15 protein-coding genes and 1 pseudogene are annotated in these 13,114 nt (G+C 36.1%); 4 read left to right on the forward strand and 12 right to left on the reverse strand.

Going from position 1 to position 13,114, the window contains the following annotated elements; translation table 11 throughout:
* Positions 1 to 105: 105 nt before the first annotated feature.
* Positions 106 to 1,107, forward strand: coding sequence for a Gfo/Idh/MocA family protein (locus D569_RS0101390; protein WP_018930603.1), 1,002 nt, complete (start codon positions 106 to 108; stop codon positions 1,105 to 1,107).
* A 6-nt stretch (positions 1,108 to 1,113) separates the two neighbouring features.
* Positions 1,114 to 2,043: an aldo/keto reductase gene (locus tag D569_RS0101395; RefSeq protein WP_018930604.1), complete on the forward strand. Its 930-nt coding sequence runs from the start codon at positions 1,114 to 1,116 to the stop codon at positions 2,041 to 2,043.
* A gap of 466 nt (positions 2,044 to 2,509) precedes the next feature.
* Here the strand turns inward: D569_RS0101395 and D569_RS0101405 are convergent, their stop codons facing one another.
* From D569_RS0101405 to D569_RS0101415, 3 genes are read right to left on the reverse strand one after another with little or no spacing between them, the layout of a single operon-like run.
* Positions 2,510 to 2,833: a YqfO family protein gene (locus D569_RS0101405; protein WP_018930606.1), complete on the reverse strand. Its 324-nt coding sequence runs from the start codon at positions 2,831 to 2,833 to the stop codon at positions 2,510 to 2,512.
* A 38-nt stretch (positions 2,834 to 2,871) separates the two neighbouring features.
* Positions 2,872 to 3,303 (reverse strand): cytidine deaminase, encoded by a 432-nt coding sequence (locus tag D569_RS0101410; RefSeq protein WP_018930607.1) that lies wholly within the window; start codon positions 3,301 to 3,303, stop codon positions 2,872 to 2,874.
* A 46-nt stretch (positions 3,304 to 3,349) separates the two neighbouring features.
* Positions 3,350 to 3,862 carry a GrpB family protein gene (locus tag D569_RS0101415; protein ID WP_018930608.1) on the reverse strand — a complete coding sequence of 171 codons (513 nt, stop codon included), beginning with the start codon at positions 3,860 to 3,862 and terminating at the stop codon, positions 3,350 to 3,352.
* A 239-nt stretch (positions 3,863 to 4,101) separates the two neighbouring features.
* Between D569_RS0101415 and D569_RS0101420 the strand changes: the two genes are divergently transcribed.
* Positions 4,102 to 4,485, forward strand: a complete 384-nt coding sequence (locus D569_RS0101420) for an SET domain-containing protein (protein WP_026287183.1) — start codon at positions 4,102 to 4,104, stop codon at positions 4,483 to 4,485.
* 47 nt (positions 4,486 to 4,532) lie between these two features.
* Here D569_RS0101420 and D569_RS0101425 read toward each other — a convergent pair whose 3' ends face one another.
* The 6 genes and pseudogenes from D569_RS0101425 to D569_RS0101445 all read right to left on the reverse strand — a co-directional run bounded on the left by D569_RS0101425 (position 4,533) and on the right by D569_RS0101445 (position 7,739).
* Entirely contained in the window at positions 4,533 to 5,249 is a 717-nt protein-coding gene (locus D569_RS0101425) for a hypothetical protein (RefSeq protein ID WP_018930610.1), read from the reverse strand.
* Between the two features lie 173 nt (positions 5,250 to 5,422).
* Positions 5,423 to 5,989, reverse strand: coding sequence for a DUF4256 domain-containing protein (locus D569_RS0101430; protein ID WP_026287192.1), 567 nt, complete (start codon positions 5,987 to 5,989; stop codon positions 5,423 to 5,425).
* Positions 5,990 to 6,076: 87 nt separating this feature from the next.
* Positions 6,077 to 6,286: pseudogene (locus tag D569_RS25070) on the reverse strand (GNAT family N-acetyltransferase); the annotation flags it as partial.
* Positions 6,240 to 6,455 carry a hypothetical protein gene (locus D569_RS25075; RefSeq protein ID WP_018930612.1) on the reverse strand — a complete coding sequence of 72 codons (216 nt, stop codon included), beginning with the start codon at positions 6,453 to 6,455 and terminating at the stop codon, positions 6,240 to 6,242. The gene D569_RS25075 and the pseudogene D569_RS25070, both read right to left, overlap by 47 nt.
* 156 nt (positions 6,456 to 6,611) lie before the next feature.
* The gene (locus D569_RS0101440; protein ID WP_018930613.1) at positions 6,612 to 7,064 is read right to left on the reverse strand and encodes a hypothetical protein; all 453 of its coding nucleotides are present in this window, start codon (positions 7,062 to 7,064) and stop codon (positions 6,612 to 6,614) included.
* 183 nt (positions 7,065 to 7,247) lie between these two features.
* Positions 7,248 to 7,739 (reverse strand): RNA polymerase sigma factor, encoded by a 492-nt coding sequence (locus D569_RS0101445; RefSeq protein WP_018930614.1) that lies wholly within the window; start codon positions 7,737 to 7,739, stop codon positions 7,248 to 7,250.
* 253 nt (positions 7,740 to 7,992) lie between these two features.
* Between D569_RS0101445 and uvsE the strand changes: the two genes are divergently transcribed.
* Positions 7,993 to 8,958 carry a UV DNA damage repair endonuclease UvsE gene (gene uvsE, locus D569_RS0101450; protein WP_018930615.1) on the forward strand — a complete coding sequence of 322 codons (966 nt, stop codon included), beginning with the start codon at positions 7,993 to 7,995 and terminating at the stop codon, positions 8,956 to 8,958.
* 164 nt (positions 8,959 to 9,122) lie between these two features.
* Here the strand turns inward: uvsE and D569_RS0101455 are convergent, their stop codons facing one another.
* The 3 genes from D569_RS0101455 to D569_RS23795 all read right to left on the reverse strand — a co-directional run bounded on the left by D569_RS0101455 (position 9,123) and on the right by D569_RS23795 (position 12,868).
* Positions 9,123 to 10,028, reverse strand: coding sequence for a sensor domain-containing diguanylate cyclase (locus tag D569_RS0101455; RefSeq protein WP_018930616.1), 906 nt, complete (start codon positions 10,026 to 10,028; stop codon positions 9,123 to 9,125).
* A gap of 497 nt (positions 10,029 to 10,525) precedes the next feature.
* Positions 10,526 to 10,795 carry a hypothetical protein gene (locus D569_RS0101460; protein WP_018930617.1) on the reverse strand — a complete coding sequence of 90 codons (270 nt, stop codon included), beginning with the start codon at positions 10,793 to 10,795 and terminating at the stop codon, positions 10,526 to 10,528.
* A 9-nt stretch (positions 10,796 to 10,804) separates the two neighbouring features.
* The gene (locus tag D569_RS23795; RefSeq protein WP_018930618.1) at positions 10,805 to 12,868 is read right to left on the reverse strand and encodes a T7SS effector LXG polymorphic toxin; all 2,064 of its coding nucleotides are present in this window, start codon (positions 12,866 to 12,868) and stop codon (positions 10,805 to 10,807) included.
* Positions 12,869 to 13,114 lie beyond the last annotated feature (246 nt).

The following is a 13,114-nucleotide window of genomic DNA, read 5'->3' on the forward strand; positions in this document are numbered from 1 at the left end:
CATCCTATAGGACAATATTGTGTTATCTGATAGCAAAAAGCTTCTATTTTCACATTAATACCAATCGATTATAATAACAATAAAGTTATAGGAGGAGGTTAAACGATGACGCTTAAATGGGGAATTATAAGCACCGCAAATATCGCGCAAAAAGCAGTTATACCAGGAATAAAAGAGTCAGAAACAGGTGAAGTATATGCCATTGCCAGTCGAAATCTAGACAATGCAAAAGAAACAGCAGAGGAATTAGAGATTCCGGCTGCATATGGGAGCTATGAAGAATTATTAGCTGATCCTGATATTGATGCCGTTTACATCCCATTACCGAATCATTTGCATAAAGAATGGTCGATAAAAGCTATGGAAGCTGGAAAACATGTACTCTGCGAAAAACCGATTGCTTTAAATGCCAAGGAAGCTCTAGAAATGGAAGCAGCAAGTAAAAAAGCCGGAGTTGTTCTGGCAGAAGCCTTTATGTATCGCTATCACCCCAGATATCAAAAAATTCAAAAGATCATTCAATCAGGAGAAATCGGAGCAATACGCGGCATACATGGAGCATTCACTTTCAACAATGCAGCTGCAAATGAAAATGTTCGCTTTCGAAAGGATTGGGGTGGTGGTTCCTTATATGATGTTGGAGTTTATCCGATAAGTGCCGCTAGAATGATTTTAAATGAAGAGCCTCAAGCAGCAACCGTTCATGCTTTCTTTTCCGAACAGCATGATCAGGTAGATATGATGGCATCCGGAATATTGGAATTTGATCATGGTGTTGCACTTACCTTTGATTGTGGCATGTGGGCAGACTTCCGAAATCAACTAGAAATTTTAGGGACAGACGGTCGAATTGAGATTCCTTCTGCTTTTGTTACAAATCAAAATAAGCAAGACCATTTTTATCTACACACTAGTAAAGGAACAAAAGAGGTAGAAGTTCCCTATGTAAATCAATATGCACTACAGGCAGATGTGATTGGACATAGTATTCAACAGAATAAGACATTACCTTTTCCTGTTGCAGATGCCACTTTAAACATGAAGGTATTGGATGCATGTCTTACTTCCGCTGAGGAAAGAAAACGTATTGAAATTACGAAAGGATGAGCTGAAATGAAAACGATTCAAATCGATGGCCTTGATAAGTCTGTTACTACATTAATTCAAGGGTCCGATTATTTTAAGCCGAGTGTATATGATAAAGTCTGCCAGGTATTAGATCGTTATCTAGCAATCGGCGGCAATACGATTGATACCGCTCATATCTACTGTGGAGGAGAAAGTGAAGTAGCGATCGGCATGTGGCTAAAAGAACGGAATAACCGAGAGGATATCGTTATTTTAACTAAAGGCGCTCATCATGACCAAAACGGACCACGTGTAAATCCTGAGGCAATTAGGCAAGATCTTTTTGAAAGTTTAGAAAGACTTGGCACCGATTATATTGATTTATATGCATTACACAGAGATGACCCTGATGTACCAGTAAGTGAAATTATCGATGCTTTAAATGAACATATTGAGGTAGGTCGTATTAAAGCAATTGGTGGCTCTAACTGGACAACAGAACGAATTCAAGCAGCAAATGAATATGCCGCCGCCAATAACTTAGTAGGCTTTTCATTCAGCAGTCCGAACCTTAGTTTAGCTAAGGCAAACGAGCCATTCTGGAAGGGCTGTGTCTCTACTGATAGTGATGACAAGAAATGGCACGAAGAAACCCAACTTCCCCTTTTATCATGGTCCTCACAAGCAAGAGGATTTTTCACTGGCAGGTTCACACCAGAGGACCGAAGTAATGAAGATCTAGTTCGCGTGTTTTATAGTGATGCCAACTGGGAGCGACTGGCAAGAGCAAAACAACTAGCAAATAAAAAAGGCGTAACCGCAATCCAAATCGCTTTAGCCTATGTATTAAATCAAGCCTTCCCTACCTGTGCCCTAATTGGAGCCCAAAATGAGCAAGAACTTGTCTCCTGTTTGGAAGGATCAAAGATTGAACTATCAAAGGATGAAGTTGAATGGTTAGAAAATGGGAGCTGACATAGGCTTTGCTTATGATATTCCAAATGAATAGAAGCGAACGGAAATCTTGAATAAATAGAAAACTAAATAAGCAATGGTAATTATCTTAAGAAGCTGACTTTACTTTTGTTTCAAGTGCTACTCTCGAAGACAATTGTTTCGATATTGGCTTTAGTTTGTCCATGAGAGCTTTTTCCCATTTTGGCTTTCTTTTGTCCGCGAGAGCTATTCTCATGGACACTTTTTCCGATTATGGCTCTCTTTTGTCCGCGAGAACCGATCTCGTGGACACTTTTTCCGATTTTGGCTTTCTTTTGTCCGCGAGAACCGATCTCGTGGACACTTTTTCCGATTTTGGCTCTCTTTTGTCCGCGAGAGCAGTTCTCATGGACACTTTTTCCGATTTTGGCTTTCTTTTGTCCGCGAGAGCTATTCTCGTGGACACTTTTTCCCGTTTTAGCTCTTTTGTCCGCTTATCCTGAACTTATAAGTATAATAATGGTATGACGTTAATAACAGGCTCTTCATAAGGATGGATGTTTTTAATAATCTGTTTGGCTTCTGCGATATTTTCGAGTGAACATCTAAATTCCATTTTACACTCAGATCCAAAGGAAATTTCCCCTTTCGTTCCATCAAAAGGGGAAGATCCTTCTAATGGCCTCCAATAGCCCTTCACAACAGAGTATGAAACAACATTATCATACTTTCCAACAGTTAATAGACCAATATTATTTAACTCATCTCGCAACCTTTCTATATAATCTTCTGGAACCAAAATTTCCACTTTTACAGATTCAAACTCCATTCAAATACCTCCGTCTGTATTCATTTTGAAAACATATATTACTCTACTTCTTTTGTATACTTCTCTGGTAACAGCTCCATCACATTACACTTTACTAGTTTACTATGATAGGAAATGATGACATCCGTATTTTTTCCATAATCACTGATAAGTTCTCGACACATACCACAAGGAGAAACAACCCAACATTTCTCTATGTCTTCGTTTGGATGCGGATGAGCCACTGCTACAATCGTTTCAAATTCGTTCTCACCTTCAGAAATAGATTTGCCGATTGCCATTGCTTCCCCACATACCGCTATTCTACCGACATTTGCTTCTAAATGGACAGCTGAGAAAACACGGCCAGATGTTGTTCTTACAGCTGAACCAATATGATGTCGACCATATCTATAATTTTTTTCAATTACTTTTTCAGCTTCTTTAATTAGTTGATAGTCTTTGTCTTCTAAAGGTCTTACTTTTAACATAAGGGTGCACCTACTTTCTATTGCTTTCCTAACACTATTTTTAAAGTTATCCTTGATACCAGTCTATTGCTTTTGCTTCTATTTCTTTTACAAGTTGTTCTTTACCCTCAATATATGATCCAATATCATAGGGAAACTGTTGTGCTAATTCTTCTTTTAACTCTCCATAACTTTTCTTTGATTCTGGATGAAATCGTAAGTAATCCCTAAAAGCTAAATGTCGCTTTATTTCATAACTACCAACCTGAAAAAAATGGACGTGATGAGTACGATTGTCACCACCCTTTTGAAAGTACCTCCGTCCAGGTATACCATTTTCTCCTTTTTGTACATATCCAATCTTGTTCATTTCCGCATTAAATCTATCAATACTATTAATATCCGTAACAACTGGCATCATATCAATGATAGGTTTGGCTTTTAACCCTGGAACTGATGTGCTGCCTATATGGTAAATGTCTACAATATTACTCCCAAGAATGATTTTAAGTTGGTTTGCTTCCTCCAAAAACATTTCCGGCCATTTTTCATTATACGGACAAACTTCCACCCTTCTCACCATATCGCCCCTTTTTATTACCTAAGCTCTTGATTGCATCGTAACCATTACACCATTATTTTAACATTTAGTTCCATTAATTCCATCTTATTCTTCGTTCGGTTAGCTTGGCGAATCTCTGGCTAATTGTTTTCTCCCACTATAAATGGTATTATTTAATTCTGAGGATTATCGTAAGTCTAATGCTTTAACGAACTTTTCAACATGAAGTTAATTTAAAAAGTGAGTAGGTGAACGACATAATAGAAATAAAAACATCCGCACTCAGTGATGGGGAATTCAATAGAGGAGTGTTCGCTAAAATTGATATCAAAAAAGGGGAGCTTATCCATGAAGCACCTGTTATTGCTTATCCAAATGAAGAGCACAAACACATTGAAAAAACCTTGCTTGCTGATTACGCATTCGAGTATGGCATAAATCATTCTGCTATCCTTTTTGGTTACGGAATGCTATTTAATCATTCCTATCAACCAAATGCCAATTATGAGATTAACTTTGATAATCATACCTTTGACTTTTATGCATACACAGATATAACTGCTGGTGATGAGATTGTCATTAATTATAATGGCGATGTAGATAATATGGATCCACTTTGGTTTAATGATGAAAAGAAATAACAAAGAGAAAGACCTCGTACAAGAGGTCTTTTTGCTGTTATAAATCTTTAAAATGTAGCGATATCAATTCCATTTAGTACATAGGTTGCAACGATTAATACTAATAGATATCCAGCAATTGTCCAGTACAAATCAAATTTCGCTTCCTTCATATGAACTAGGAATAGATAGATATGCAATACTCCATAGAGCATTAATGCAAACACATATGTAATCACAAATAAATCTACCATTAAAAATCCAAAAAGTAGAATTACTAAACAAAAGACAATTGCAAAAGGAATATTGACGATCGCATATTTGGTCAGCAACTCCTTGTGATCCATCTTTCTATTACCGGTATAAAGCAATAACAGGTATAGGGAAAAATAGCCGACAGCAAACGTAATAACCCAAGAAAAAATACTTCTGATTGCAAACATAAATCCAATATCACTAAACATACTTAATAAGCCATCAAAACCAAACCTGTAAAAAAGGAAGGTACAAATACCTATCAATAATGACAAAGCTAGTAAAATTAGTCCACTTGTTTGGATACGAATCGTTCTACTTGAACTCACAATTGCATGTGGTCTTAGGATAGCATCTTTCAAAATACTTCTTGTTTCTTTTACACTTTCTCCAAAATCAAAGTTTGTAGCTGAGCTGTCTTGCTTCTTTTTTTCCGTTGAGATTGCTACAGCCTCTCCAGTTTCCTGGTCTAATTTTACCTCTTCAATCTGATCTTTTTGTTCCGGTTCTTGCGTATTATTATTCTCCACCACGTCACCTCTTCACTCAAGTTTAATTATCAATGTAAAAAATACCATTAATATGCAACAACTTCAATAGGTATTTTCCACTATTTAGTAGAACAGGTGATAATCATCCACTTGTGTAAAAAAAGAGAATATATCGATTACTAAAATGGTGAGAGGCTGTATGGAAAAACAAACTAAACCCTTAACGAGCCACGAAACCCTCTGGCAGCATAATAAGACGACGCACCATTGTGATACAAGAAGACATGCCCGTAGCGATAATCACAAAAAAGGGCTCCACCGTGTTCTCTAATATCCGAAGGCGTTTGCACCCAACTCGAGGTTTTTAAATCGACACTTTCCATTTCCTGTAACGCTCGATATTGCTCCTCCGTTAACATTTCAATGCCCATGTCGGTTGCCATATCGATAGCGCTATTTTCTGGTTGATGTTTCTTCCTTGCCTCCAGTGCTTCGCGGTCGTAACAAACACTTCTGCGACCTTTAGGGCTTTCCGCTGAACAATCATAAAAAATGTATTCATCCTTCTCTTTATCATAGTCCACAACATCCGGTTCACCACCCGTTCTTTCCATTTCATTGAGCGACCACAGTTTATCAGAACTAGCTTCTAACTTGGCTTGGACTTTAGCCCACTCAAGACCTTCATGACGGGTCATGTTTTTCTCAAATCGTGCTTGCAATGTCTCAAGTAATTCTTCCTGTTGTTCTAGTGACAACTCCTTTTTATTGTTTGCCATGTTTATTTCCTCCTTATTTATGATCCTTTTTTCAAAAAAGGTCAACGATAGTTGTTTATTTACTCGGACTTCTTTCATCTTTTGAAATCCATTCTTATTATAAAAATGAATGGCTGGCGTATTGTTAGATCCTGTTGCTACTTTTATTGTTTGCACCTTGAACTTGCTTTCGATGAAATGGAACAACATTTGTGCAATACCTCTCCTAAAATGGTTTGGGTGAACGATTAACCTATGTATATCCATTGTTTCATCGTCTACTTTTATAGATAGCTCCACATAATGCTTCATTGTCATAATAACCAAAGAAAGTTTCTCCACAACTTTGCAACGTATCGACTGTATCCTTTAATGGTGGTATATCATATGAACCAATGATTTCTGCCTCTACCTGATATGATGGTATTTGAAGATTCAATATATCTTCCGCGTTTTTTCTCATACTGATGTCTATTCTTTTTATCAAATTAGCCTCCCTCCACTTACTGTTAAATCATCCCCGTGCTTGAATTAAGTCTACGTGTCTTCATCATAACATGATTTACTCTTACAAAAGAAAAAGATGACCATTTTTTATGATCATCTTGTCTCCTTTAGTTCTTTGGAATAGACGTTATTTCATCTATAAATAGTTCATTCTAACGATTTCACCAATATTAAAACCTATCCATGGTCCGATAAGTGGAAAAACCGATATAGGAAAATCCAATTGTACAAAGGCAAAATCAAGAACGAACAAGCACACTGTTAAAATAATACTTAGAACACTGAGGATAAGAGCTTCTGTTAATGTTTTTCGCTTCCAGCGCTTCTCTCCCAGATGGTCTCTGTCAAAGGCCTGCACCCGTTGACTTGTTTTTGTGCCGATCGTCTTTCCTGTCATAATGGCATACAATATATAAGCTGTTATAACCCAGCAAAACAGGCAACAAAAGCCAAAAAGGAGTGAAGGCGCCACATCGCTCAGCACTAAATACGTAAACAGAACGACAAACAAAAGCATTCCTAGATTGTATTGGACCAATTGCTTCTTTTTCAAACGCTTAACTTCCTGGATATCCCATTCTGCAGCCACCCTTTTGTCCCCCTTTCCATTTAACCTTGTTAACTTAAACTACCGCTTTAAATTAACTATATTTTCCCTCCATTCTAAAACTTATGTAATTATGAACACAAGCTCTTTGATCTTATAAACGGAAGAGCAATAGAAGTTATGGTATATTCCTCATTTTACCACTATCCAAAACCACTGGGTATTTTACAAGTATTCCTTTTGCTCTAACGTATGACGAATTTTCTTCCGTGCAAGTTTCCCCCAATTTTTCACCGCGTTTTCTGTAACTCCTTGTTGCTCCGCAATGGATCTGACGGAACGATCACGCAAGACAAATTCTACGAACCAACACCATTGCTTATCTGAAAGTTCTTCCTGTATATCCAACAACATCCGTCTATCTAAACTCAGGTCATCTTCTATCATCAAATCCTCAATGGTCACTTGATCCAGCCATTGTTGGTGTTTTTCTCTTTCGCGATTCTCTTTACGGATTTTATTAATAAAACGACGTGCAATACAGCTGTAAACGTAAGTAGATAATTTTGATTTTGTTTTATCATAACTTTTAAAAGCCTCCCATACAGCGATTAATCCTTCTTGAAAAAATTCCCCTTCCACGTCTCGAATCTGATATTTATGAATTAAGTGGTGGATCATACGCTCATAGTTTTTCAACACTTCTTCAAAATGCATTACTTATCTCCTAAATGATAAGCGCTTATCTCGTATTACCGGTGAAGCAAGCGTATCGAAATTCCAGCTTAATTTCATATCCCCGAACTTTCTTGGTGATCATAGAAAATTAAAAAACTTGGTGTGATTTTAGGATTTTCTATCTATGAAAATGATTAAAATATATGTTTTAAATAAATACAATACTTTTACATATACAAAGTATTTTCAGGAAAAACTACTATCACAAATTTTCGTAAAACTGGAGGTAAACATGACTATTGTCCGCCTTGGCTATGTTGCAATGAGCAAATATGTTCAAAATGCCTCACCGTCACAAACGATGACGTTTAAGCAATTTGATAAGATAGCTGATAGAGAGGCAGCCGTTCGTAAACTAGAGCGTATCGCCAACCATAATTTACATAATACATTAAGAATTTTAAAGCATAACGCAGCTTCAGATATATACTTTTATCGTTTAACATCAAGACTTATTCCATTAGCTAACCATGAAGAGCTTTTGGATTGGAATTATCTGAAACCACTCAAGGAGAATCTAAATGAAATTGGAGAATACGTAAAGAAGCATCAAATGCGAGTAGATTTCCATCCAGATCATTTTGTCCTACTAAATTCTTTAAGAAAGGAAGTATTGAGAAATTCAATTACAACATTAAAAATGCACTATTTATTGTTAAAAGGAATGGGAATAGACCCTGAGCACCGATGTGTGATACATATCGGGGGAAAATATAAAGAAACAGAGAAATCATTGGAGCGATTTGTAGACAATTGGATGGTTGTTCCCAGAGCTATTCAAAAAATGATCATGCTTGAGAATGATGATACTTCTTTTACTTTGGATGATACGCTTTTTTTATGTGAAAAATTGGGGATTCCACTTGTTTTTGACTATCATCATCACATTGTCCATCATCAAACGGAGAATTGGGAGGACAACTGGGAGCGTATTATAAAAACATGGAAACATTCACCTCTCCCGATCAAAATGCATATATCCAGCCCAAAAAGTAAAGAGAAGATCCGTCACCATGCTGATTATATAGATATCGATATGTTTTTTCATTTTTTAAAAGAAATAAATGGAACAGTACCACAAATTGATTGTATGATCGAAGCAAAGCAAAAAGATGCAGCTTTATTTAAACTAATCAAACAAGTCCAATTAAGAGATGATATCGATATGATCAATCGTTCTACTTTTCGATTAAAATAGCAGGTATAGTATGTTAAAAAACACCATGTCTCACTAGTGTAGAATTTTTGTTCTTCATTACGTCTATGATGGACATCTCTTTTTTGTCCTCATAAAAAAAAACGCCCAAATAGATTAGACGTTTGTGTTAGATCAAAGGATTAGCCGAAGTGATGATCATTACTCTAAGTTAACCCAATAAAGGTACCTTTCCCATTTCTTTTCGCATCATACATCGCTGTGTCTGCCTCTTTTAATGCTATTTGAATATTGTTCGCATTATCTTCATCGACTATACAAATTCCGATACTAGCAGAAATCGAAACAGCGACAGGGTAGTTGCTCCATTCCGATAAAGCTTGAATAATGTCATTTGCAATAGCTTCTAACGGTTTCTTATTTTCTTCCGTAATCACTATGGCAAACTCATCCCCACCAATTCGAGCTAATATATCATTATTTCCGATTTGTTGGTTAATTCGACTTGCAGCTTCTTTTAACACCAAGTCACCTACATCATGACCATACGTATCATTCACTTCTTTAAAATTATCCAGATCAAGTAACATGATCGCTTTTTTATTTTTGATATGCAAGAAATTTTCATACAAGTAATGTCTATTGTATAAGTTTGTTAAACTATCAATAGTTGCTAGTTTCTCAAGTTCTAGTACATAAGAAAATAGATGAGAGAATTTTTCCAGTATCTCTTCATCCCTCTCTGTAAAAGATCCTCTTTCTGTACCCACTACACAAAGAGTACCAAACATTTTCCCATCTTTATAAAAAACAGGTACACCCATGTATGCCCCTACATTTGCTTGAGTCGTAATAGCCAAATCTTTGGTAACAGGGTGTTTACTTGTATCGTTTATGATTAATGGTTTTTGTTCACCAAGATAGATAAGCTGACAAAAGGATTTTTTAAGATTCATAGTAAGGTTATTAAATTCTTCTAGTTCTTTACCATCTTCTCCTAACATTTTCACTACCGAAAAGGTTTCGTCTGTCGTTTTACCTAGAAATAGCTTTTTATTTTCGAATGATTGATTAACTAATTCCAGTAGATCCTGCACTACCCTTTGTTCCAATTAAATCACCTGCTTCCGTACACTTTGTTCCTACCTTATTTACTTTTGTCTCTCTACATTACTAAACAGGTTATTATTTCTTACTCACTCATTATAACAAATTAACAATAAGCTAGCAGGTTTAAAATTCTTCCTTTATAAGATGTCATTTACCAATTGGATTCTGCAAAGCCAGTAACGGTTTAAACTTCTCTACATTTTTATAATTCAGGAAAACATCATATTGGGCTTACAGAGCTTATCTCTACTTTCTAAATTTATTCTAGTAACACGCTCCTATTTTAAAAAAGACAGTTATCTTTTTAGATAACCGCCACCAATTAATTGATTTCTTCCTGAATAGTTTTTATTTTATTTAATTGACAACTAAAATCTTGTAGATTTGCTTACCATCATGAGTTTTTGATTCTAAATAGTTCTTTCTCATTACACTTGCCCAAAACCTTGAATGGCTAACTTATCAGTCATTCAAGGTTTAGATGTAAATATCAAATATATTATAATATTTCTTTTAGTAAGTTTTCAGCCTTGTGTAATTCTTTTAACAAGGGATTTTGATAGTCATTATAACTATCCATATAAGCTCTAACACCACCAATAATATTTATTCCGTTAAGATCTTTATTATCTTCAATAATTTCCAGTGCATTCTTATATCTTTTATATATTAACTGAAAAATACCTTTTTTTATTTCACTAGAATATTCCTTTTCTAGAATATTTATTACCCTCTTCACTTGTCTAGTTAATTGCTCTATTTTATCCATAAAATCCTCCTATTTACTCGGAACTTTTCTTATATCTTTTATCCATTCAGATGGCCACCCTTGTGGTAGAAGTATTTGGTCAGCATCACCTTCTAGTAAAGCACCTGTTTTTGTATATTGCTTTTCAACTCTACCTATATTTAATATTTGTCCTTTAGGAACTTCTATTACTGCTTCAAACTCTCTAGTATTTTTCCAATCTGGAACTAATGCCGTATCTATTTTCGCATTTATTCTATTACCAGATGGACTGGTAGTTACAAATGAACCATTTGCTTTTGCTCCTCCACCAAAAGTTCTGTAAAAAGTAATATTTTCTTCTGTAATTACAGTCCTATAATTACTATCAGTAAATGAATCCCTTATCCAATCAGGTAAATCTACTTTTTCAATTACTTTTACCTTATCATCAATACTGGTTGAATATTTTCCAAAATTCACTCCATTACCCGTATCCTTATTACCACGCCCTTTAAACAACTGCAACTGCTCCTGCAACCTTTTCGTCTCCATCCGCAACATAGATAACGAACCAAATTCAGTTGCTAATTCTTCTTTCACGAGGACAGGAACTTTTACTTTTCCTATTTGTTCAAGCGCTTTGTCCATTTTCCCCTTGATATAATCCGTTCGAAAAGGGATAAGCTGTGTTTTTCTTGTCTTCTGGCTTTTCGGAATGGTTACTGCAGGTTTTGGTTGCGTCAATGTAGGCTTGGTTAATATCTGATTAGAAGCGGCACTTAACCCACCACTAGCAATGAGCGTAGCTAAACCGAAGCTATTTAACCAGTGTTCTGGTGAATACGCCTCCTCAGGGTTAACAGCATTTACTGTCATTTCAGTTGTCCCCATCGTAGCATAGTTCAAAAAGGTGGAGACACTTGCGTCATCTTGTAATGCCTGATAACGTTGATCGAAGCCTTCCTTTATACCTAGCATAGCATCTGGTATACCAAATGTTGCGTAGTTGGCAAAGTCATAGCCAGATTCATACTTCTTTTCATTTCTTTCTTGGGCGGAGTCTGCTATAGATTTACCAATTATTTTAGCACTGTCCCACGACTTGGTCACGGGCTCTACTATCGCCTCATTCAAAATGTCTTTTCCTGTTATTTTAAAGTTGCTTAGATAGTCCGTATACGCTATCCCACTCTGTAATAAATAGCGATTGGTTACATTTATTTGTTGCGTAACGGTCTCCTGCCACCAACGATTTGCTTGAAGAAGATTCTGGCGAAGACGGGCCCGGAATAAGTTTTGGATCCGTTCCTCTAATTGCGAATCTGCGATTGTTGCTTTTTCATATTTTCTCAAGCCTACCAGTTGTCTGCTCTCTCGTGAATGCCTGGAAGCTAAAATAGATTGCCTATCTCTGTCCTCTTGCGTCAAAAGCATTCGTTCAAATGGTGCTTGCTCGATTGCATCCGATACGAACGAAGCGATAAAAGGTAATGAGGCTTGAAAATCATTCGTAGTTGCATGCTTATTTGTTTGCTTGGCCACTTTATCCATCAATACTTTGATTTCATGTAATGAACTTTCCAGCTGCTGATTGTCGCTGCTAAAAGAATGAGAATAGCTACTCAATTTACGTGATAGTTTGCTCATCACACGAATACTATTTTCTTTGGATTCTAATGGATGAAAAGTCGATGGAGATTGGGCAGTAGTCAAGTCTGAAACACTATCTATTATCCGTTCCACATCTCTTTGTACATGCTCTAGTTGTCGATATGTATCTAGTATATCATGTTCTTCTGATTCTAAGTAATTAGCTTGTATAATGGCATGGTTACTGCTATCTACTTCATCTGAGAACGCTTGGAGATGCTTGGTTATGTTTGCTTCCAGCTGTTCAAATACACCGATAAGTGCTTGAAGCAATGTCTCATGTAAAACTTGAAAATATTCTTTTGCTGCATCCGCTGCTTCTCCTTGAAATTGCTCCATATTAATGATCTCATCTATATTTCTTTGCACCTTATGTAATGTTTCTTTGATTGAGGTCGTTTCTCTTTTTATTTCTTGATCAAAGTCATTTACTTCCTTGATACTCACTTTCCAATTCGACATATTCCACCCCTCTTATGTAAAGGAAATCATATCCATTACGAATTTTAACATATAAAGAAGTCACAATTACATAGGGTGAAATCACTATTTTGGAGCAGATGCAATTACTTAAGACCTATGGAGATCAATATCTGAGGTCTAAATAAAAAATAAAGTACTTCCATTTTTTAAATGAAAATACTTTATTTTTTCCTTCAATTGCATTGGAATGGTAAGTCCGCTCTAATTTGTATACATCCTTGAGAT

The organism is Gracilibacillus lacisalsi DSM 19029 (genome assembly GCF_000377765.1).
GTDB lineage: Bacteria > Bacillota > Bacilli > Bacillales > Amphibacillaceae > Gracilibacillus > Gracilibacillus lacisalsi.